This window comes from Arthrobacter sp. UYP6, assembly GCF_040547315.1.
GTDB lineage: Bacteria > Actinomycetota > Actinomycetes > Actinomycetales > Micrococcaceae > Arthrobacter_B.
The window spans coordinates 155,676-176,295 of sequence record NZ_JBEPPM010000007.1; the positions used below are offsets into that span (position 1 = coordinate 155,676).

Genomic DNA, 20,620 nt, shown 5'->3' on the forward strand with positions numbered 1-20,620 from the left:
GCACTCACAATGGTCGATGCTCACGTGCTGTGGCCCAGCAAACCTCATCGATCCGCAAGCCTCATTGACCCGCAGGGGGCGGCGGCTTAGGGAATCAGCAGCACCTTGCCCGTGGTCTTCCGCCCTTCCAGGTCCTCCTGTGCGCGCGCGGCCTCGGCCAGCGGATATGTTGCACCGATCCGTACGTCCAGGGTTCCCTCGCGCACCATTTCAAAGAGGTCGTGTGCACGCCATTGGCGTTCCTCCGGCGTCAGCAGGTAATCGGCCAGCGTGGGCCGGGTCAGGTACAGGGATCCGGCGGAGTTCAGCCGCTGGATATCGAACGGCGGAACCTGCCCGGAGGCACCGCCGAACAACACCAGCATGCCGCGCCTGCGCAGGCTGGTGAGGGAACCGTCGAACGTTGCCTTGCCCACGCCGTCGTACACCACGTCCACGCCTTTACCGTCCGTCAGGTGCCGGACCTCCTCGGCGAAGCCCTCGTAGCCCAGGGCGTGGTCGGCGCCGGCGGAGCGTGCCAGCTCCCGCTTCTCCTCGCTGGAGGCGGTGGTGATGACCCTTGCACCCTTGGCCTTGAGCAGCTGGATCAGCAGCAGTCCCACGCCGCCGGCCCCTGCATGGGTCAGGACCGTCTGGCCCTCTTCCACAGGGAAGACGGAATTGCACAGGTAGTGCGCGGTCATTCCCTGCAGGGGAAGGGCCGCGCCCACCTCGTCGCTGACGCCGTCGGGGATTGGCAGCGCCTTGTCCGCCTCCATGATGGTGTACTCCGAATACGTACCGCCGCCCTCGGCAGTGGCCACCCGGGCACCCTCGCGGAAGGCGGCTACATCGCGGCCAGCGGCCACCACGGTTCCGGCCGCTTCCGCGCCCGGAATGAAGGGGTATTCCATGGGGTAGATGCCGCTGCGCTTGTAGGTGTCGATAAAGTTCACTCCGGCGGCGGCCACCCGCACCAGCAGTTCCTTGGGGCCGGGCTCGGGGAGGCCCACATTTTCGTAGTGCAGGATTTCAGGCCCGCCGGGCGCGGGGACCACAATAGCTTTATGCATGGAATGTCTCTTCCGTTACGGCATCGGTGTTGCTGATATGGTAGGGCAGCGGTGTCCTCCGGCGCACCGGTCCCTTCCCGCAGTCCGGGCAGCGGGCCGAAAGCGGCACGGCGTCATCTATGCATAATTATGAAGGTTCCTGCATAAATCTGCTGTAGGGTGAAGTCATGACGATTTCAGTTGCTGTCTCAGGAGCCTCCGGGTACGCCGGCGGTGAGGTTCTCCGCCTGCTGGCCGGACACCCGTCCGTCACTATCGGCGCGATCACGGCGCACAGCAACGCCGGTTCCCGCCTGGGCGAATTGCAGCCGCATCTGCATGCGCTCGCGGACCGGGTCCTGGCGGACACCACAGTGGAAAACCTGGCCGGACACGACGTCGTGTTCCTCGCCCTGCCGCACGGAGCCAGTGCTGCCATTGCCGCCGAGCTGGATCCCTCTGTCCTGGTGATCGATGCCGGGGCGGACCACCGCTTGGAAGATCCGCTGGCCTGGGAAAAGTTTTATGGGTCTGAGCACGCCGGCTCCTGGCCCTATGGGCTGCCGGAACTGCCCGGCCACCGAGACCGGCTCAAGGGTGCCACCCGCATCGCGGTTCCCGGCTGCTATCCCACGTCTTCGCTGCTGGCGCTGGCCCCCGGCTTCTCCGCCGGCCTGCTGGAGCCCGACGACGTGGTGATTGTTGCTGCCTCCGGCACCTCCGGCGCCGGTAAAGCCGCGAAACCGCATCTGCTGGGCTCCGAAGTCATGGGCGGCATGAGCCCCTACGGAGTGGGAGGCGGACACCGTCACACACCGGAGATCGAGCAGGGCCTCTCCGCCGCGGCCGGTGAATCCGTGGCCGTGTCCTTCACTCCCACCCTGGCGCCGATGGCCCGCGGCATCCTCACCACCGGCACGGCGAAGGTCCGCCCCGGGGTCACCCCCGAACAGCTGCGTGCGGCCTGGCAGGATGCCTACGGCAGCGAGCACTTTGTCCGGCTGCTTCCCGAGGGCCAGTGGCCGGCCACCAAGATGGTGGTGGGCTCCAACTACGCCGCACTGCAGCTGGCGTACGACGCACATGCCAACCGCGTGATTGTCACCTGCGTGATCGACAACCTGAACAAAGGCACCGCCGGCGGAGCGGTGCAATCCATGAACATTGCCCTTGGCCTGGAAGAAACCGCCGGCCTGATGACGCAGGGAGTAGCCCCGTAATGAGCAGCACCGAAAACAGCACGGCCTCAGCAGGCCTTACCGGAACCGCCGCTGGAACCCCCGCGGAAACTGCCTCCACCGGCGTTACCGCACCGGCCGGCTTCCGCGCCGCCGGCATCACGGCCGGCGTCAAGCTTTCCGGCGGCCGCGACATGGCCCTGGTGGTCAACGACGGTCCGTCCAAGGCGGCAGCCGCCGTCTTCACCCGCAACCGGGTGGCCGCAGCACCGGTGCACTGGTCCCGCCAGGTGATTTCGGACGGCCGGGCCGACGCCGTCATCCTGAACTCCGGCGGTGCCAACGCCTGCACCGGACCGCAGGGTTTCCAGAACACGCACGCCACGGCCGAGAAGACAGCGGACGTGCTGGGCGTCTCCGCCTCCGACGTGGTGGTCTGCTCCACCGGACTTATCGGCGAACAGCTGCCGATGGAGAAAATCCTGCCTGGCGTCGAGGCTGCTGCCGACGCGTTGAGGGCCGACGGCGGTGCTTCCGCCGCCGAGGCGATCATGACTACGGACACCGTTTCCAAGCAGGCCGTCTTCACCGGATCGGGCTACAGCATCGGCGGCATGGCCAAGGGTGCCGGCATGCTGGCTCCGGGCCTGGCGACCATGCTGGTAGTGCTGACCACCGACGCGCAGCTGGCCGCTGCCGGCCTGGATGAGGCGCTGCGCGCAGCCACTGCCGTCACGTTTGACCGCACCGACTCGGACGGCTGCATGTCCACCAACGACACCGTGGTGCTGATGGCCTCCGGAGCTTCCGGCACGGCCCCCGACCCGGCAGAATTCACGGCCGGGCTTACCGAGGTTTGCCACTTGCTGGCCCAGCAGCTGATCACCGACGCCGAGGGTGCCAGCCACGACATCGCGGTCACCACTCTCAACGCCGCCACCGTGGCCGACGCTGAAACGGCCTCCCGCGCCGTGACCCGCTCCAACCTCTTCAAGACCGCCATCTTCGGCAATGACCCGAACTGGGGCCGGGTCCTTTCCGCCGTCGGCACCACCGACGCGGCGTTTGAACCGGACCGGATCAGCGTGACCATCAACGGTGTGCAGGTGTGCCGCGACGGCGGAATCGGTGATTCCCGCGACCTGGTGGATCTGACCGGCCGAAAGGTTACGGTTGAAATTGACCTGCAGGCCGGGACGGAAAGCGCCACCATCTGGACCAATGACCTGACCACGGACTACGTCCACGAAAACTCGGCCTACAGCAGTTAATCGGGGACACCTTGAGTACATCAGCAGAAGTTCGGGAACAACTGGCTGCCCAGGACAAGGCCGCCACGCTTATCGAGGCGCTGCCTTGGATCCAGCGGTTTGCCGGCAGCATCATGGTCATCAAATACGGCGGAAACGCCATGGTCAACGATGACCTGCGGCGTGCCTTCGCCGAGGACATTGTCTTCCTGCACCACGTCGGAGTGCATCCGGTGGTGGTGCACGGCGGCGGGCCGCAGATCAGCTCCCTGCTGGAACGCCTGGGCATCAAGTCCGAATTCAAGGGCGGCCTGCGCGTGACCACACCCGAAGCCATGGACGCCGTCCGCATGGTGCTCACCGGCCAGGTGGGCCGCGAGCTGGTGGGCATGATCAACGCTCACGGCCCGTACGCCGTCGGGCTCTCCGGGGAAGACGGCGGGCTGCTCCAGGCCACCCGCATTGGAACCGTGGTTGACGGCGAAGAAGTGGACCTGGGTCTGGTGGGCGAAGTGACGGGGGTCAATCCCGGCGCCATTGTGGACCTGCTCGACGCCGGCCGCATTCCCGTGATTTCCACTGTTGCTCCCGAGATCGACGCCGACGGCGGCCGCACCAGCGCGGTCCTGAACGTGAACGCGGACACTGCTGCTGCGGCCCTGGCCGTGGCCCTGGGCGCGTCCCGCCTGGTGGTGCTGACTGATGTTGAGGGTTTGTATTCCAACTGGCCGGACAAGACCTCGCTGATTTCGTCCTTGACCACCGGCGAACTGCGGGCGATGCTTCCCTCGCTGGAAGCAGGCATGATTCCCAAGATGGAGGCCTGCCTGGCCGCTGTTGACGGTGGTGTGGACCGCGCTGCTGTGGTGGATGGGCGGATGGCCCATTCCATGCTGCTGGAAGTGTTCACGACTGCCGGCATCGGCACCCAAGTTGTTCCGGAGGAACAGGCATGAGCAACATTTCCCCTGCACTGGCCCAGGGACACGCCCAGGCCCAGGCCCAGGCCCAGACCCAGGCCGAGCAAACTCCCGGCGATGCTGCCCTTGCCGGGCTCACCGGTTCCTCGGAGGATTGGCTGCGGCGTTACGGCTCCTCGCTGATGGGTGTCTTCGGCACTCCGCAGCGCGTTCTGGTCCGCGGCAGCGGCTGCACCGTCTGGGACGCTGACGGCAAGGAGTATCTGGACCTGCTCGGCGGCATTGCCGTGAACGCGCTAGGCCATGCCCACCCCTTCCTGACCTCGGTGATCAGCAGCCAGCTCGCCACGCTGGGCCACGTCTCCAACTTCTTCACCAGCCCCACCCAGGTGGCTTTGGCCGAGAAACTGCTGCAGCTTTCCGGCGCGCCTGACGGATCCAAGGTCTTTTTCGCCAACTCCGGCACCGAAGCCAACGAAGCTGCTTTCAAGCTGGCCCGGCGCAACACCGGAACCCTCGGCGGAGATGGCGCTCCAGCAGGCGGCGATGCTTCCACCGAGGGCGGGCCGCAGCGCACCCGGATCATCGCTTTGGAAGGTGCCTTCCACGGACGGACCCTGGGCGCTCTGGCGCTGACGGCCAAGAAGGCCTACCGGGCTCCGTTTGAACCGCTGCCCGGGGGAGTGGAGCACGTACCCTTTGGCGACGTCGAAGCACTCCGAGCTGCAGTGGATCACACCGTGGCCGCCGTTTTTGTGGAGCCCATCCAGGGTGAAGCCGGAGTGGTTCCGCTGCCTCCCGGGTACCTGCAGGCTGCCCGGGAGATCACCGCTGCCGCCGGCGCCCTGCTGATTGTGGATGAAGTGCAGACCGGCATTGGCCGGACCGGACAGTGGTTCGCGTCCGAAGGCGTGACGCCGGATGCCATGACTCTGGCCAAGGGTCTGGGCGGCGGGTTCCCTGTGGGGGCGCTGATCACCTTCGGGGAGAGGACGTCGTCGCTGCTCTCTGCCGGCCAGCACGGCACCACGTTCGGCGGCAATCCCGTAGCCACAGCGGCTTCGCTGGCCACGCTTCACGTCATAGAATCCACCGGCCTGCTGGAGAAGGTCCGCGACACGGGAGCATACCTGCGCCCGGCAATCGCCGCGGTGCCGGGCGTTACCGGCGTCCGCGGAGAGGGGCTGCTCATCGGCTTTGACCTAGCCGATGAGATCGCACCGGCCGCGGTGTCCGCAGCTTTGGACGCCGGCTTCATTATTAACGCCACCGGGCCGCACACCCTGCGTCTGGCTCCGCCGCTGATCCTGACCCGCGAACAAGCCGATACCTTTTTGAACGCACTGCCGGGAATCCTGGCGTCCGCCGGCACTGTCGATGAAGCCACCGGAACAACAGAAGGACAATCATGACCCGCCATTTCCTGGTCGACACCGACCTCACCCAGGCCGAACAGGCCGAGGTGCTGGACCTTGCCGACGCGCTGAAGAAGGACCCGTACAAGTACCAGCCGTATGCCGGTGAGGCCACGGGCCGCAGGACCGTGGCCGTCATCTTCGATAAGACCTCCACCCGAACCCGCGTGTCCTTTGCCGCGGGCGTGGCCGATCTGGGCGGCGTTCCGCTGATTATCGGCGCGGGGGAGTCCCAGCTGGGTCACAAGGAAAGCGTCACGGACACCACCAAGGTCCTGGATCGCATGGTCTCCACCATTGCCTGGCGCACCTACGCGCAGGCCGGGCTTCAGGAAATGGCTGCCACTTCTTCGGTTCCTGTGATTAACGCCCTCTCGGATGACTATCATCCGTGCCAGCTGCTGGCGGATCTGATGACCATCCGCGAACACAAAGGCACCCTCGCCGGGCTCACCCTCACCTACCTGGGCGACTGCGCCAACAACATGGCCAACTCCTACCTCCTGGCCGGGGTCACCGCGGGCATGCACGTCCGGGTGGCCGGTCCTATCGGGTACCTGCCGGATCCCGAAGTGGTCGACGCCGCGGCCGTCCGTGCCGAGGAAACCGGCGGTTCGGTGATGATCACCACCGACGCCGCTGAGGCACTGGCCGGAGCCGACGTCGTCGCCACTGACACCTGGGTCTCCATGGGTCAGGAAGACGAGAAGGCCGCCCGCTCCGAACTGTTCCGCAGCTATGCCGTGGACGCCGCAGCAATGGTGCAGGCCGCGGAGAACGCCGTCGTCCTCCACTGCCTGCCCGCCTACCGCGGCTACGAGATTTCCGCCGACGTCATCGACGGTCCGCAGTCCGTGGTCTGGGATGAGGCAGAGAACCGCCTGCACGCACAGAAGGCGCTCATGGTCTGGCTGATGGCGCGCTCGGGCCTGACCGGCGTTCCGGAGGGAGCCACAGCTCCGGAGAATGCAACAGTTCCGGGAGCCGCATCATGAGCATGCCCGCCACCAAGACCGCGCGGCAGGCGCGCATCCGCGCCCTGCTCACCGGCCTCTCGGTCCGGTCCCAGGCGGAACTGGCCGCCCTGCTCGCGGACGACGGCGTCCAGGTCACCCAGGCCACCCTGTCCCGGGACCTGGTGGAACTGGGTGCGGTGCGCATGCGCGGCAAGGAGGGCGTGCTGGTCTACGCGGTGCCCTCCGAGGGCGGGCAGCGCGCGCCGCAGTCCGGTGTTTCCCCCGAAGTTCTGGATGCCCGCCTGGCCCGGCTTTGCGGGGAACTGCTGGTCACGGCCGAGGCCTCCGGGAACATCGTGGTGCTGCGGACTCCTCCGGGTGCCGCGAACTTCCTGGCCCTGGCTATCGACCACTCAGTGCTTCCGTCCATCCTGGGCACCATTGCAGGGGATGACACAGTGCTGATGGTGACCCGCGAGCCCGACGGCGGCCCCGACGTGGCGGCGCGATTCCTGCGGATCGCAGATGAAGCCACCGCAAACGGCCAGGCTCCGGACAGCCGGATTCTGTAAATCTGGGTCCGATGCCGGGTCCGCCACCGGTTCCGGCCACCTAACTTTCCACCTACCTTTATCAACACAGCAGCCTTCAGCGGCTGCGCACAACGCAAGAGGAGCATATTTCGTGAGCGAACGCATTGTTCTGGCCTACTCCGGTGGCCTTGATACCTCAGTAGCCATCGGCTGGATAGCCGAGGCAACCGGTGCCGAAGTCATCGCCGTGGCGGTGGACGTTGGACAAGGCGGCGAGTCCCTGGAGACCATCCGCCAGCGCGCCCTGGACTGCGGCGCCGTCGAAGCCTATGTGGCCGATGCCCGGGACGAATTCGCCTCCGAGTACTGCATGCCGGCGCTGAAGGCCAACTCCCTGTACATGGATTCCTACCCTCTGGTGTCCGCCCTGTCGCGTCCGGTGATCGTCAAGCACCTTGTGGCTGCGGCCCGCCAGTTCGGTGCCACCACCGTGTCGCACGGCTGCACCGGCAAGGGTAATGACCAGGTCCGCTTTGAAGTGGGCATCCAGACCCTGGGCCCGGACCTGAAGTGCATTGCTCCGGTCCGCGACCTGGCCCTGACCCGTGACAAGGCCATTGCCTTTGCCGAGACAAAGAACCTGCCGATCGTCACCACCAAGAAGAACCCGTTCTCCATTGACGCCAACGTCTGGGGACGTGCCGTGGAGACCGGTTTCCTGGAAGACATCTGGAACGGCCCCACCCCGGACGTGTACGAGTACACCTCCGATCCCGCTGCCGGCCTGCCCGCCGATGAAGTGGTCATCACCTTTAAGGAAGGCGTTCCCGTGGCGATCGACGGCAAGCCCGTCACCCCGCTGCAGGCCATCGAGGAGATGAACCGCCGCGCCGGCGCCCAGGGTATCGGCCGCATCGACATTGTCGAAGACCGCCTCGTGGGCATCAAGAGCCGCGAAATCTACGAAGCCCCCGGCGCCATGGCGCTGATGGCCGCGCACCGCGAACTGGAGAACGTCACGGTGGAGCGCGAGCAGGCCCGCTTCAAGAAGACCGTTGGCCAGCGCTGGACCGAACTGGTCTACGACGGCCAGTGGTTCTCCCCGCTGAAGAAGTCCCTGGACGCCTTTGTCGAGGACACCCAGAAGTACGTTTCCGGCGACATCCGAATGAACATGCACGGTGGCCGTGCCGTGGTGACCGGACGCCGTTCGGACTCATCGCTGTACGACTTCAACCTGGCCACGTACGACACCGGTGACAGCTTCGACCAGTCCATGGCCCGCGGTTTCATTGAACTGTTCGGCATGTCCTCCAAGGTGGCCTCCGGCCGCGACCAGCGTTTGGCAGAAGGTAAGTAAGAAAATGAATCACGGCAAGCCGCCGGCGAACGCAACCGGCACCGGATCAGCTGGCTCCACCGTTCAGGGTGCACTGTGGGGTGGCCGCTTTGCCGGCGGACCCGCGGATGCCCTCGCGGCGCTGAGCAAGTCCACCCACTTCGACTGGCGGCTTGCCGGCTATGACATTGCCGGCTCGCGGGCGCATGCCCGCGTGCTGCACACTGCCGGTCTGCTCGATGACGCCGAACTGGCGGGTATGCTTGCCGCCCTGGATGCGCTCGACGACGACGTCCGTTCCGGCGCTTACACACCCGCCGACTCCGATGAGGACGTCCACGGTTCCCTGGAGCGCGGCCTCATTGAGCGTGCCGGCCCGGCCCTGGGCGGCAAGCTGCGCGCCGGCCGGTCCCGCAACGACCAGATTGCCACGCTGGGCCGGATGTACCTGCGCGACCATGCCCGCATCATCGCTGCGGGCGTCCTGGCCACGGTGGATGCACTGGTGGAGCAGTCCGAGAAGCATCTGGGCGTGGCCATGCCCGGACGCACCCACCTGCAGCACGCCCAGCCGGTGCTGCTCAGCCACCACCTGCTGGCCCATGCCTGGGCGCTGCTGCGCGATGTGCAGCGCCTGATGGACTGGGACAAGCGGGCCGCCGTGTCCCCGTACGGTTCCGGCGCCCTGGCGGGATCTTCGCTGGGTCTGGATCCCAATGCTGTGGCTGCCGAGCTGGGCTTTGATTCTGCGGTGTGGAACTCCATTGACGGCACCGCTTCCCGCGATGTCTACGCCGAGTTTTCCTGGGTTGCCGCCATGATCGGCGTGGACCTGTCCCGGATCAGCGAGGAAATCATCATTTGGGCCACCAAGGAGTTCTCCTTTGTTACCCTCGATGATGCCTTCTCCACAGGTTCGTCCATCATGCCGCAGAAGAAGAACCCTGATGTTGCCGAGTTGGCCCGCGGTAAGGCCGGCCGCCTGATCGGTGACCTCACCGGCCTGCTGGCCACGCTCAAGGGCCTGCCCCTGGCCTACAATCGGGACCTGCAGGAGGACAAGGAGCCGGTTTTTGATGCTGCAGATACGCTGGAGGTCCTGCTTCCTGCTGTCTCCGGCATGATCGCCACGCTGACCTTCAACACCGAGCGGATGCAGGCCCTTGCCCCGCAGGGGTTCGCCCTGGCCACGGACATAGCTGAGTGGCTGGTCCGCCAGGGAGTGCCGTTCCGCGAAGCGCACGAGCTCTCCGGCGCGGCTGTGAAGCTTGCCGAGGGCCGCGGCGTCGAGCTCTGGGACCTGACGGACGAGGATTACGCCGGGATTTCCGGGCATCTGACTCCGGAGGTCCGCACAGTGCTGAGCACTGAAGGCTCCCTGGACAGCCGCAGCGCCCAGGGCGGGACCGCCCGGTCTGCCGTGGAAGCGCAGCTGGCAGCCCTGAAATCCGAGCTTGCCTCTGCGCGGGGATACACCGCCTGATCGGGTGAGATGCACGATAGGGCCCTGGAGCGTTGCATAACGTCCGGGGTCCTTTCGGCTTCCTCCCCTTGCTGTGGGGGCCTGTCTTCAGGCCCAGCGGCTACCCTTGGGCCATGAGTGATTCCTTCCGGCAGATGCTTCGTGCGTTGCCCGATTTCCCTGATGACCTTCCAGGCTTTGATCCCGCTGCGGCGCCGTCCGATCCTGCTGCTTTGTTCCGGTCCTGGCTGGACGAAGCCCTCGCCGCCGGCGTCCGGCAGCCGCACGCGTTTTCGCTGGCCACAGCCGACGCGGGTGGAAACTTGTCCTCACGGATGCTCATTCTGAAGAACCTCGACGACGACGGCTGGCACTTTGCCACAGCCCGCACCTCGCGGAAGGGCCGGGAGCTTTCCGCCAACCCTCGTGCTGCGATGAACTTCTACTGGTCCGAGCTGGGACGGCAGATTCGCGTCAGCGGTGCCGTAGTGCACTTGTCGGACGCAGCATCGGCTCAGGACTGGGAGGAACGGCCGTCTGCCGACGGATCGGTGAATCCCGAGTGGCAGCTGTACGCGCTGCAGCCCACCGAGATCGAGTTCTGGCAGGCAGATCCGGCCCGGCACCATATCCGACACCGTTATCAGCTCTGATTGTGGATTTGTCCCGGCCCGGGCTCCGCGGCGCGCACATGCTTCCACGGTGGCTGGAAAAGTGTGGTCCGCGCCATAAGGTGGGGCAATGACTGGTCTCTCTGATACTCCGGGTTCCTCCGTTCCCAAGCCCTCGCCGCGGCCTGCCTCCTCCCAGCTGCTGTCCTATCTGGAAGCTGCGGCTTCGGATTTTCGAGGACAGACCGCTTCACTGGGGGACGCTGATGTCCGTGCTCCCTCCCGGCTTCCGGGCTGGTCCCGCGGGCACGTGATGGCCCACGTGGCCGGAGTTGCTGATGCCATGGCACGCCAACTCCAGTACGCGTCCCGGGGCGAGACCATTGAGCTGTACGACGGCGGCTCGGACGGGCGGAACCGAGCCATCGAAGAAGGATCTGTCCGTTCTGCTGACCTGCTTCGTCAGGAGCTGGATGCTGCTCTGGAGCGCGCCTTGTCGGCCTTCCATGACCTGCAGGAAGCCGACTGGCGTACCCCCATTTCCTACCGCGGAGGGGTGGTCAGGGATGGCGGGCTGGCCCTGTGGAGGGAGCTTGTGATCCATCGCACCGATCTGGGCACGGGCAGCGAAGCTGACAGCTGGTCCCCGCAGTTCTGCGAGCACCTTTTCGGTTTTCTGTCCGCCCGCGTTCCCGCCGGAGTGCGTGTGAGGCTCCAGCCTTTCGGCATGCCCTCTCGTCTCCTTGGCACCGGTCCGGAGGGTCCGGCGTCCAGCGCGTCCGGCAGTACGGTCTCCGTGAACGGAATGGCGACCGACATCGCCGCCTGGCTTGCAGGGCGAACCCCTAACTTGGGGAGCCTGCGGGCGGAGGCGGCTGCTGACGGCGTCGACCTTCCGAAACTTCTGCCCTGGCCCGCGGCTATCGCAGCCAAATAGCGGCGCTAGAACGGTGGTGGGGTTTCGGTGAATTCCGAGGTTGCCTCCGATTCCGTGATGGGAGCCATGGCCGGAGACGGGCGAAATTGTCGAAGCGTGAGCTCCGGCTGCGTCTGATAGCGCAGTCCCAGGGGCGAAATCCACTCCAGTACGCCCGGTGAAACCTGCCGGGCTTTCCAATGGCCCAGAGTCTTCATTCGATGGTGCTTCTTACAGAGATTTGCCAGGTTCCAGTGTTCAGTCGGGCCTCCCTGAGCCCACGGTATGGTGTGGTCTGCTTCCGTCCGGGCCGTACCCTGGCTGCAGCCGGGGAACCGGCAGGTCTGGTCTCGCGCCTGCAGCCACCTCCGCAGTCCGGCCGGCACCTTTCGACGCCGTCCTACTCCTAGGATTTGTCCTGACCGGGGATCTTGAACCAAACCCGTCCAATGACGTGCTGTCCGGGCGAGCCTGCGTGCATCCTGCGCACTGATTGGCCCATAACCGGCCAGTTCCGCAGGGGCATCGTCGGCGCCAAAGAGTGTTTCGGTGTTGATCAGGACCATAATTTCCGCGACAGGGCCGGAGGGAAGCGTTGGAACGTTGAACCCCTCGCTGCCATAAGAAGTGGTGTTTGCGCTGCCAGTGCCCGGGACCCGGACTTCCTCCAGCTCGCCACTTTTCCCCGCGGAATGGCCTCTGGGGCCGGGCCTGATAGGTCTGGTTCCGCTGACGTTCTCAGCCCAACCGGGAATGTTGCCGGTTTCATGGCCGTCTCTTGCTTCACGGCCGTTCCTTGCGCCGCTGCCCGTAGCATCGTGGCCACCGTCCTTTGAGTCGTAGCCCGTAGCGTCGCTGTGGTCCGGCTCACCAACCGAGGGTTCAGGCGTAACCCAGGGTTCAGGCGTGTGCAGGAGCAGGGAAGACAGGATGTCAGTTCGCAGCTGATCCAGGCACCGCGGATCACCCAGCAGCTGCTCTCCGCGCGCCGCTCCGGTCAGTGCGCTAAAGATGGTTTGCCCTTTATCCGCCGGCAGGTAAGCCGTGAGATGGCCCATGCCGTCGGGCTGCGGCTGGAACCAGACTCTCCGCTGCTCGAACGCTGTGCGGTGACGCACCGGAATGGTCTTCGGATAGCTCCTTTCCCGCAACCGCCGGGCTTTACGGATGAACTGGGCGTTGGTGAGGCCCGGAGCCAGCTTCAAGAGCTCCTGTTCCATCGCACGAGCGGCACCGGGAGGAAAAACCTGTGTCTGTGCCACAACGCCGGGGTCAGGGGAAGCATCAGGGGAAGGTCCGGCAGGAGCCTCCTCCTCGACGAGCGAGCGGGTCTGGTCAAGGATGGTCCGGGCTTGTGCAGGACTGATCTCGGCTCGCTCCAGCAGGGCCAGGGTGTCCGGGCAGCGTTCACATAGCTCGTCGGACTCATCAACAAGTGCCTTTGCCGTTCCTTCGGGTATGCCGAGCATGGTGGCGATCTCAGTGGCAGTAAGGCTGAAGGCAAGGGCACGGTCCACCTCTCGCGTCACTGCAGGCCGGCCGCGCGCGGTCTCCCGGGCGCTAAGTTCCTCGTTGAACTGCTCCAGCTGCTGAACCATAAGCTGGTGCTGCCGGTGGACCAGGCGTGCCTGTGCCGCCGCAGCCCAGCCCTCGAGGATCAGCAGTCCCTGCAGTGCGGACCCCGTCAGCTCCTGGTCCAGAGACGGGACGGAGCGCAGCCCCAAAGAACCGCTGAGTCCTGCAGAGAGCCCGGAAACAGGACTCTGACGGGAAGCAGCATCCAAGGGTCGGCCTGCAAAGAACACAGATCCCTCATCTGTGTCTTCCGAAGATGTCTCCGGCCTGTTGATGCGTGCCGTTGTTGGCTCCTCTGCAAGGCTGCCCGTTGATTCAGAGGTGGCAAAGTCCCAGTCGTCGCCGCCGGTCGGCCAGTCACCGCCGGCCGGGCAGCCGCCGTCGTCCGCCCATGGCACCGCCGGCGGCTCCCGTCCGGGCCACGCCGCATCAGGAAACCACAAAGGATCGGGAGGAGGTTCCACCCGCTGACCGCACGCCGTCGTCGTCTTCATGCTTTCAGCCTTTCAGCCGCCACCGACCTTTCCGGCGGCAGCAGACTGCCAAAAAACCAGGTAAATCCGAAGCAAAGGCGAGTATCGGCCAGGCGCCACCGCTCCGCCCCGGAGGCCTTACATATCCTCCGAACCGGAAGCTACGCTGGGTAAAACCCACTCCGGTTGGTCCCGGGACAGGAGGACTTCGCCATGCCAGGACAGCCCGTCTCCGCGCCCGTTCCCGAAGGCCGCATCGAGAAGCTCTCCGACGGATACGCGGTGGCTTTCGACCGCCAGCTCGATTATCCGACTGCCCACATTTGGGACATCCTGACGAACCCGGACAAGATCGCCCTCTGGCTCGGGCAGATAAGCCCGGAATGGCAGCTCGGCAAGGAGTACACGTTGGAAATGGACGGCGGCTCCAGCTCCGGAACCGTGCTCCAGCTGGAACCGCGCTCGAGCCTGCAGATCACCTGGGAAGACCAGCTGGGATCAGACTCCGTGTTGGAGTGGCAGGTTCTGGAGAGCGATGGGGGAGCGCTGCTGCTGTTCCGCTCCCGTACCGACACGCCGGATTTCATCGCCGAGGGCAGCGCAGGGTGGCAAGGGATTCTGGAAGCTTTTGCCAGCGTTGCCGCCGGACGGGAACCGAAACCGGACAGCATGGAAACCTGGCTGTCACTGCGGGACGCCTACGCCGAGGACTTTGACGTTTCCCCGACTATGGGGCTGGTGACGGGCTCGGGGCCCGATGCCGAACTGATTTTCAACCGCTGGTATCGAGCCCCCTCGGAGGATGTGGAAGCCGCCGTCGACGCCGCCGGCCGGAGGCTCAGCGTCGGCGAGGAAGCGGAAATGGAGATGATCGATGACGGCGAGGAAACCAGGATTGTCATCCGCCAGCCCGTCACCGGAAGCCAGGACCAGACCGCAGCACTGCTGGCCGCCTGGCACATGACTCTGGACTCCGTGCGTGACCAGCTCGACGGCAGCATGCCCCACCCCAATTCGCACCGGATGGCGGCACTTGAGCGGTTCTACCGGTCCATGGTCTAGAGGCCTCCGCGTCCACCCGATTCCGCAGAGCGGCCCGGCGCTTGCTACGGTCAAAAGATGGAAGAAACAAGCGCGAGATCACGGCTAGCGGTACCGGCCACCGACGCGGCGCGCCTCCTACTGGGCTCGGTCCTGACGCACGACGACGGCGGCGAACCGGTGAGCGTGCGCATCACCGAGGTGGAGGCCTACATGGGGAACGTGGATCCCGGCTCCCACGCCTTCCGGGGACGCACAGCCCGGAACAACACCATGTTTGGACCCGCCGGACACCTCTACGTCTACTTCACGTACGGGATGCACTACTGCGCCAATGTGGTGTGCGGCGAGGAAGGGTTCGCAACGGGGCTTCTGCTACGGGCCGGTGAGATCATTGGCGGCCGGGAAACCGCCAGGATACGCCGCAGCAACCCGCGCACCGATCTGGATTTAGCCCGCGGCCCGGCCCGGCTGGCCCAGGCCCTGGGCATCAATCGCGCCCTCGACGGCGCCGATGTCTTCGCGGCGCCGCTGCGTTTGGAGCTGCCCGAGCAGCCGGTGGCGGCGTCGCTGGTCTCCTCCGGCCCGCGGGTAGGCGTCAGTGGACCCGGAGGCAGCGATGAATACCCCTGGCGGTACTGGCTGACAGTCGATCCCACCGTGTCCAAATATCGCCCCGCCGTGGCCCGCAAGCCCCGGACTGCCGCGGGTGCAACTGCCGGGTAGCCGGAAAGTGTCCCGTTAGCCGGAAAATGCAGAGGGGGCGTCCGGAAGAACCATCCCCGACGCCGCCAAACGAGCAAACCTGCTGACAGTCAAACCCTCCTGGCAGCAGGCCGTCGAGACAAGTGCCACAGCTGCCGCGTTTGGCCCGGAGGTCCCGCGGCGGAGCCGGTAAGGTGGATGGGTGAAAGAAACGCCCGCGGACGCCGCACAGAACATTGAGCCCATTGCCGACACCATTGAACGTCTGGGCGCAGTTGTGCCGGATTACCCCAAGCCGGGCGTCGTTTTCCGCGATCTGACTCCCGTTTTTGCCGACGGTCCCGCCTTCCGCGGCGTCGTGGATGCCCTGCTGGCCGAGTATGAGGGCCGCTTCGACTATGTGGCCGGTGTGGAAGCCCGCGGCTTCCTCCTGGCAGCCGCCGCTGCCTATGCGGCAGAGACGGGTGTCATCACCGTCCGCAAGCCCGGCAAGCTGCCGCGCCGCGTGTTTTCCGAGAGCTACTCCATGGAATACAGCGAGAACACGCTGGAAGTCCACCAGGAGGACATCCCGGCCGGTTCCCGGGTACTGATCCTGGACGATGTCCTTGCAACCGGCGGCACCCTCAGTGCAACGGCCCGGCTCATTGAGAAGGCCGGCGCAGTGGTGGCCGGATTCGGCGTCGTCCTGGAACTGAAGGACCTCGGCGGCCGGGCTGCCCTTGCCGGCTATCCCGTCCACGCCCTGATGGGTTACTAAACCTTTTTCACGCTCTTCCGCACGGCGGAGCATCACCGCGTCTCCGGCCGGAGGCGCACTTGGACCCGCCCGGCAAGAGCCGGGGCCACTTAGATAGCTCAATGCATGGAAAAAGTCCAAATGCACGCTAAACTTGTGGGTCTGCCTTTGCGAGAGGGAACGCGAACATGCCTGAAACGTCTTCTGCCCACCATGAGCTGGAACATGAGCGACATTACGTCGCCGGTTTGTACTCACGACTCGATGAACTCCGTGAAGAAAAGCGCGAGCAGCTGGCCCAGGTCCGGCGCAGCCACTCGGCCGGTTCGCATCAGAACCGCTCCGAGCGCGATGCCTTTGCCACCATGTATGAGGACCGTCTGGCGCAGCTAAATGCTGTGGACGACCGACTGGTTTTCGGCCGTCTGGACCTCGACGACGGCGAGGAACGCTACATCGGCCGCATCGGCCTGTCCACTGAGGACCTACAGCGGCTGATGGTCGACTGGCGCGCCCCGGAGGCCGGCACTTTCTATCAGGCCACCGCTTTTGAACGTCAGGGCGTACGACGTCGGCGCCACCTGATCCTCAAGGGCCGCAACGTCCAGGCCATCGAAGATGATGTGCTGGACTACAGCATGCTCGAGGAAGAGGAAGCGCTGCAGGGCGAAGGCGCGTTGCTGGCGGCCCTGAATTCCAAGCGCACCGGGCAGATGTCGGACATCGTCGGTACCATCCAGGCCGAGCAGGACCGCATCATCCGGGCACCGCTCGCGGGCACCCTCGTGGTGCAGGGCGGACCCGGAACCGGTAAGACCGCCGTCGCACTCCACCGTGCCGCCTACCTGCTGTACACGCACCGCGAACGACTCAAGTCCGCCGGTGTGCTGCTCGTCGGTCCCTCCAATGCCTTTATCCGCTACATCGAACGCGTTCTCCCGTCCCTGGGCGAAACCGGCGTCGTCATGTCCAGCCTTGGACAGCTGATGCCCGGCATCACTGCTGTCCAGGAAGAGGACGCGCTCGTGGCCGAGATCAAGGGCCGGATTTCCATGGCCGATGTGGTGGCCCGCGCCGTCGCCAACCGGCAGCGTCTTCCGCTGGAACCCCGGAAGCTGAATGTTGAGGGAACCATCCTTCTGCTGACGCCGAAGATGGTGGCGCGGGGCCCGGGCCCGGGCCCCCCCCCCCCCCCCCCCCCCCCAACCCCCCCCCCCCCCCCCCAGGGGGGATTAAGCCCGCCGCCAACCACCCCACCCCCCACCCCCCCCCCCCCCACATCGACGGGGGGGCGCCCACCCCCCCGCCCCCCCCCCCCCCCCTGCTCCCCCCCACCCCCGGCTACAGTGAGGTTCCCGACCCCACCCGGGCCGCCCCCCGGGGGGGGGGGGGGCCCCCCCCCCCCCCCCCCCCCCGCCACCGGCAAGCCGCACAATGAGGCCCGAGTCACCTTCGTGAAGATCCTCCTGCGCGAACTCACCGAGCAGCTGACCGACCAGCTCGAAGAGTCAGCGGGTGCCGGCAACAGCACCGACCGGGCCTATCTGGCCGAGGATGTCCGCTCTTCGCGCGATGTGCGCGTGGCGCTGAACCTGTGCTGGATGCCGATGACGCCGGAGAAGCTGCTCTCAGAGCTCTTCAGCAAGCCCGGGCACCTTGAAGGCGCGGCTCCCGAGCTCAGTGCCAAGGAAATCGAGTTGCTGCGCCGCAGCCCGGACGCGCTGTGGACGGAAGCGGATATTCCGCTGCTGGACGAGGCCGCCGAGCTGCTGGGGGAGCTGGATGCTTCAGCCGGCCGTGACCATGCCCTGCGCGAGGAACAGCGCAAGCGGGACCTGGCCAACGCAGAGCGCGCCATCGAGAACACCGAAGGCTTCCTGGAAGACTCCGGTGCCCACGGCATCCTGTCCGCCGAGGACCTCGCGGACCACAACACCGTGGGGGAGGCGCGCCTGACCGCGGCCGACCGTGCCGCCGTCGACCGCACCTGGGCCTTTGGGCACATTGTGGTGGACGAGGCGCAGGAACTGTCGGCCATGCAGTGGCGGCTGCTGATGCGCCGCTGCCCGCTGAAGTCCTTCACGGTGGTGGGCGATATTGCCCAGACCAGTTCCGCCGCCGGCGCCACCTCGTGGCAGCAGGCGCTGACGCCGTTCGTGGGAGACCGCTGGACGCTCGAGGAACTGACCGTGAACTACCGCACCCCGGCGCAGATCGCCGAAGCAGCGGTACGCATGGCCAACGCGGCCGGCCTGGTCGTGTCCGCACCGAAGGCGGTCCGCGAGGGACGCTGGGCGCCGTTCATCGACTCCGTGCCGGAGGGTGGGCTGATTACCCGGCTCATGGAGACGCTGCCGGAGGACCTGGCGGCGTTGGAGGGCGGCCTGCTCGCAATCATTGCCGAGGAACACCACCTCGACGCAGTGCGCCGGGAAGTCGGGGCGGTGTACGGCAAGCGGCTGGGCACCGGTGCCGGCGGCCTGGAGCAGGACATTGTGGTCACCTCGCCGCGGGACGCCAAAGGACTGGAGTTCGACGGCGTCGTCATCCTTGAGCCTGAAGAGCTGCTGACTGCTGCGGCCGGGAAAGTCGGGGATCTCTATGTGGCGATGACCCGTCCCACGCAGCGCCTGCGTCTTATTGCGGCCCGTGCGGTTCCCGCCGGAATTATCGACGAAGAAGACTGATATTTTGGAAGACGTGACTACGCAAACCCCAGCGGGCCTGAGCGCCCAGAAGAACGATCCGACTTTCGACAACGTTTGGCAGGAACTGAAGTGGCGTGGCCTGGTCCATGTCTCCACTGATGAGGCCGAACTGGAGAAACTGCTCGCCGGGGATTCGATCACCTATTATTGCGGCTTCGATCCCACCGCGCCGAGCCTGCATCTGGGAAATCTGGTGCAGCTGCTGACGATGCGCCGCCTGCAGCTGGCCGGCCATCGTCCGCTCGCGCTGGTGGGAGGATCCACCGGCCTGGTGGGAGATCCGCGGCCCACAGCCGAACGCACTATGAACACCAAGGAAACCGTCTCGGAATGGGTCGGTTACCTGCAGGGGCAGGTGCAGCGCTTCCTCAGTTTTGACGGAGACAACGCCGCGCAGATGGTTAACAACCTTGACTGGACCGCGCCCATGAGTGCCATCGACTTCCTTCGGGACATCGGCAAGCACTTCCGGGTGGGCACCATGATCAAGAAGGAGATTGTCTCCTCGCGGCTGAACTCTGACGAAGGCATTTCCTACGCCGAGTTCAGCTATCAGGTGCTGCAGGGTATGGATTACCTCCAGCTCTTCCGCGACTACAACTGTGTGCTGGAAACCGGCGGATCGGACCAGTGGGGCAACCTCACCTCAGGCACCGAACTGGTGCGCAAGGTGGAAGGCAAGAGCGTGCACGCCCTGGGCACCCCGCTGATCACCAACTCGGACGGGACCAAGTTCGGCAAGAGCGAGGGCAACGCCATCTGGCTGGACGGCAGCATGACCAGCCCGTACGCGATGTACCAGTTCTGGCTGAACACCTCGGACGCCGACGTCGTTGACCGGCTCAAGGTCTTCACCTTCCTGACGAAGGCAGAGATTGAAGAGCTGGCCCGCGCCGTTGCCGAGGAACCGCACAAGCGCGCGGCCCAGCGCCGGCTGGCCTACGACGTGACCTCCCTTATCCATGGGACGGAAGCAACGGAGAAGGTTATCGCCGCTTCCGCCGCCTTGTTTGGGCAGGGCGAAATCAGCGAGCTGGACGAAGCGACCCTCACCGCGGCCACAGCTGAGCTCCCGCGGGTAGTGGTGGACAGCAGTGGCCTGGGCATTATTGATCTGCTGGTCGCCTCGGGCCTGTCGGGAAGTAACTCCGCCGCCCGGCGGACGGTTTCTGAGGGTGGCGCGTACGTGAACAACCACAAGATAACGGACGCCGAGGCAGTAATTGGAGAAAGGGAGCTGCTGCACGGCAAGTATCTGCTGCTGCGCCGCGGCAAGCGCACCCTGGCAACGGTGGAAGTATCCGCCGTCTAGTTTGGATCAGGCAACTGGCTCAGTCCACCTGAACTGACAGCAATAAGGAAGGCCGGCTTTCGGCTCCGGGGCTCTGGGATTCCAGGGTTTCGGGGCCGGGGAGCCGGCCTTCTGCGTTCACGGCCATCGACTTTCCGGGGCGTGCAGCAGATCACATACCCCCGGCTTGCACGCATGCCGGAGGGTGTGTAAAGTTTAGTGAGTTGCTCCGGTGAGTGCCTGGCGGACATGGTCTGCAGGCAAGACTCCCGGATCCGGCAACAGCCCAAAAACACGGCAGCGGATTTCATCCGATGTTTCGTGACGGGCTCATCCGATTGTTTCAGCCGGATTTCGCGAATATCGCGGAATTGCTAAAACGGTCCGGATGAAATAGAATAAAGAAACACTGCAGCGAAGAGAAAAGAAAGACATTCAATTGTTTTTCCGAGTATTTCGGATGCATCTGTTGTTTGA

At 65.5% G+C, this 20,620-nt stretch carries 16 protein-coding genes and 2 pseudogenes; 16 read left to right on the forward strand and 2 right to left on the reverse strand.

The genetic code is table 11. The features are described 5' to 3' along the window. Positions 1–86 precede the first annotated feature (86 nt). A complete protein-coding gene (locus tag ABIB35_RS08215) occupies positions 87–1,052 on the reverse strand; it encodes a quinone oxidoreductase family protein (protein ID WP_354180430.1) in 966 nt (321 codons plus the stop codon). Between the two features lie 167 nt (positions 1,053–1,219). Here ABIB35_RS08215 and argC point away from each other — a divergent pair, with 167 nt between their 5' ends. The 10 genes from argC (at position 1,220) to ABIB35_RS08265 (ending at position 11,632) form a co-directional block, all read left to right on the forward strand. Further along, a complete protein-coding gene (gene argC / locus ABIB35_RS08220; RefSeq protein ID WP_354180431.1) occupies positions 1,220–2,251 on the forward strand; it encodes an N-acetyl-gamma-glutamyl-phosphate reductase in 1,032 nt (343 codons plus the stop codon). Beyond that, positions 2,251–3,480, forward strand: a complete 1,230-nt coding sequence (gene argJ / locus ABIB35_RS08225) for a bifunctional glutamate N-acetyltransferase/amino-acid acetyltransferase ArgJ (RefSeq protein ID WP_354180433.1) — start codon at positions 2,251–2,253, stop codon at positions 3,478–3,480. Before argC ends, argJ begins: the two co-directional genes overlap by 1 nt. A gap of 11 nt (positions 3,481–3,491) precedes the next feature. Then, the gene (gene argB / locus ABIB35_RS08230; RefSeq protein WP_354180435.1) at positions 3,492–4,415 is read left to right on the forward strand and encodes an acetylglutamate kinase; all 924 of its coding nucleotides are present in this window, start codon (positions 3,492–3,494) and stop codon (positions 4,413–4,415) included. Then, positions 4,412–5,791, forward strand: a complete 1,380-nt coding sequence (locus ABIB35_RS08235; RefSeq protein WP_354180436.1) for an acetylornithine transaminase — start codon at positions 4,412–4,414, stop codon at positions 5,789–5,791. The genes argB and ABIB35_RS08235 overlap by 4 nt, the downstream gene beginning before the upstream one ends. Then, the gene (argF, locus tag ABIB35_RS08240) at positions 5,788–6,789 is read left to right on the forward strand and encodes an ornithine carbamoyltransferase (RefSeq protein WP_354180437.1); all 1,002 of its coding nucleotides are present in this window, start codon (positions 5,788–5,790) and stop codon (positions 6,787–6,789) included. The genes ABIB35_RS08235 and argF overlap by 4 nt, the downstream gene beginning before the upstream one ends. Continuing rightward, a complete protein-coding gene (locus ABIB35_RS08245; RefSeq protein WP_354180439.1) occupies positions 6,786–7,322 on the forward strand; it encodes an arginine repressor in 537 nt (178 codons plus the stop codon). The genes argF and ABIB35_RS08245 overlap by 4 nt, the downstream gene beginning before the upstream one ends. A 112-nt stretch (positions 7,323–7,434) precedes the next feature. Beyond that, positions 7,435–8,643 (forward strand): argininosuccinate synthase, encoded by a 1,209-nt coding sequence (locus ABIB35_RS08250; RefSeq protein ID WP_354180440.1) that lies wholly within the window; start codon positions 7,435–7,437, stop codon positions 8,641–8,643. Between the two features lie 4 nt (positions 8,644–8,647). Next, positions 8,648–10,105 (forward strand): argininosuccinate lyase, encoded by a 1,458-nt coding sequence (gene argH / locus ABIB35_RS08255; RefSeq protein WP_354180442.1) that lies wholly within the window; start codon positions 8,648–8,650, stop codon positions 10,103–10,105. A gap of 113 nt (positions 10,106–10,218) precedes the next feature. After that, positions 10,219–10,737, forward strand: a complete 519-nt coding sequence (locus tag ABIB35_RS08260; RefSeq protein WP_354180444.1) for a pyridoxine/pyridoxamine 5'-phosphate oxidase — start codon at positions 10,219–10,221, stop codon at positions 10,735–10,737. A gap of 88 nt (positions 10,738–10,825) precedes the next feature. Continuing rightward, positions 10,826–11,632, forward strand: a complete 807-nt coding sequence (locus ABIB35_RS08265; protein WP_354180446.1) for a maleylpyruvate isomerase family mycothiol-dependent enzyme — start codon at positions 10,826–10,828, stop codon at positions 11,630–11,632. A 5-nt stretch (positions 11,633–11,637) separates the two neighbouring features. Here ABIB35_RS08265 and ABIB35_RS08270 read toward each other — a convergent pair whose 3' ends face one another. Next, positions 11,638–13,680 (reverse strand): HNH endonuclease signature motif containing protein, encoded by a 2,043-nt coding sequence (locus tag ABIB35_RS08270; protein ID WP_354180447.1) that lies wholly within the window; start codon positions 13,678–13,680, stop codon positions 11,638–11,640. A 192-nt stretch (positions 13,681–13,872) separates the two neighbouring features. Between ABIB35_RS08270 and ABIB35_RS08275 the strand changes: the two genes are divergently transcribed. The 6 genes and pseudogenes from ABIB35_RS08275 to tyrS all read left to right on the forward strand — a co-directional run bounded on the left by ABIB35_RS08275 (position 13,873) and on the right by tyrS (position 20,164). Continuing rightward, the gene (locus tag ABIB35_RS08275) at positions 13,873–14,721 is read left to right on the forward strand and encodes an SRPBCC domain-containing protein (RefSeq protein ID WP_354180449.1); all 849 of its coding nucleotides are present in this window, start codon (positions 13,873–13,875) and stop codon (positions 14,719–14,721) included. Positions 14,722–14,778: 57 nt separating this feature from the next. Continuing rightward, entirely contained in the window at positions 14,779–15,426 is a 648-nt protein-coding gene (locus tag ABIB35_RS08280) for a DNA-3-methyladenine glycosylase (RefSeq protein WP_354180451.1), read from the forward strand. 181 nt (positions 15,427–15,607) lie between these two features. Then, positions 15,608–16,165, forward strand: a complete 558-nt coding sequence (locus ABIB35_RS08285) for an adenine phosphoribosyltransferase (protein WP_354180453.1) — start codon at positions 15,608–15,610, stop codon at positions 16,163–16,165. A 167-nt stretch (positions 16,166–16,332) separates the two neighbouring features. Next, a pseudogene (locus ABIB35_RS08290) lies at positions 16,333–17,310 on the forward strand (HelD family protein); the annotation flags it as partial. A 249-nt stretch (positions 17,311–17,559) separates the two neighbouring features. After that, positions 17,560–18,831: pseudogene (locus tag ABIB35_RS08295) on the forward strand (helicase domain-containing protein); the annotation flags it as partial. A 13-nt stretch (positions 18,832–18,844) separates the two neighbouring features. Then, complete coding sequence (gene tyrS, locus ABIB35_RS08300) at positions 18,845–20,164, forward strand: tyrosine--tRNA ligase (RefSeq protein WP_354180455.1); 1,320 nt, start codon at positions 18,845–18,847, stop codon at positions 20,162–20,164. The last annotated feature ends 456 nt before the right edge of the window (positions 20,165–20,620 follow it).

Excerpts from the sequence above, each read along its gene's own strand:
- ABIB35_RS08215 (WP_354180430.1), bottom strand. The coding sequence starts at position 1,052 with ATGCATAAAGCTATTGTGGTCCCCGCGCCCGGCGGGCCTGAAATCCTG.
- argC (WP_354180431.1), top strand. The coding sequence starts at position 1,220 with ATGACGATTTCAGTTGCTGTCTCAGGAGCCTCCGGGTACGCCGGCGGT.
- argJ (WP_354180433.1), top strand. The coding sequence starts at position 2,251 with ATGAGCAGCACCGAAAACAGCACGGCCTCAGCAGGCCTTACCGGAACC.
- ABIB35_RS08235 (WP_354180436.1), top strand. The coding sequence starts at position 4,412 with ATGAGCAACATTTCCCCTGCACTGGCCCAGGGACACGCCCAGGCCCAG.
- argF (WP_354180437.1), top strand. The coding sequence starts at position 5,788 with ATGACCCGCCATTTCCTGGTCGACACCGACCTCACCCAGGCCGAACAG.
- ABIB35_RS08245 (WP_354180439.1), top strand. The coding sequence starts at position 6,786 with ATGAGCATGCCCGCCACCAAGACCGCGCGGCAGGCGCGCATCCGCGCC.
- argH (WP_354180442.1), top strand. The coding sequence starts at position 8,648 with ATGAATCACGGCAAGCCGCCGGCGAACGCAACCGGCACCGGATCAGCT.
- ABIB35_RS08260 (WP_354180444.1), top strand. The coding sequence starts at position 10,219 with ATGAGTGATTCCTTCCGGCAGATGCTTCGTGCGTTGCCCGATTTCCCT.
- ABIB35_RS08265 (WP_354180446.1), top strand. The coding sequence starts at position 10,826 with ATGACTGGTCTCTCTGATACTCCGGGTTCCTCCGTTCCCAAGCCCTCG.
- ABIB35_RS08270 (WP_354180447.1), bottom strand. The coding sequence starts at position 13,680 with ATGAAGACGACGACGGCGTGCGGTCAGCGGGTGGAACCTCCTCCCGAT.
- ABIB35_RS08275 (WP_354180449.1), top strand. The coding sequence starts at position 13,873 with ATGCCAGGACAGCCCGTCTCCGCGCCCGTTCCCGAAGGCCGCATCGAG.
- ABIB35_RS08280 (WP_354180451.1), top strand. The coding sequence starts at position 14,779 with ATGGAAGAAACAAGCGCGAGATCACGGCTAGCGGTACCGGCCACCGAC.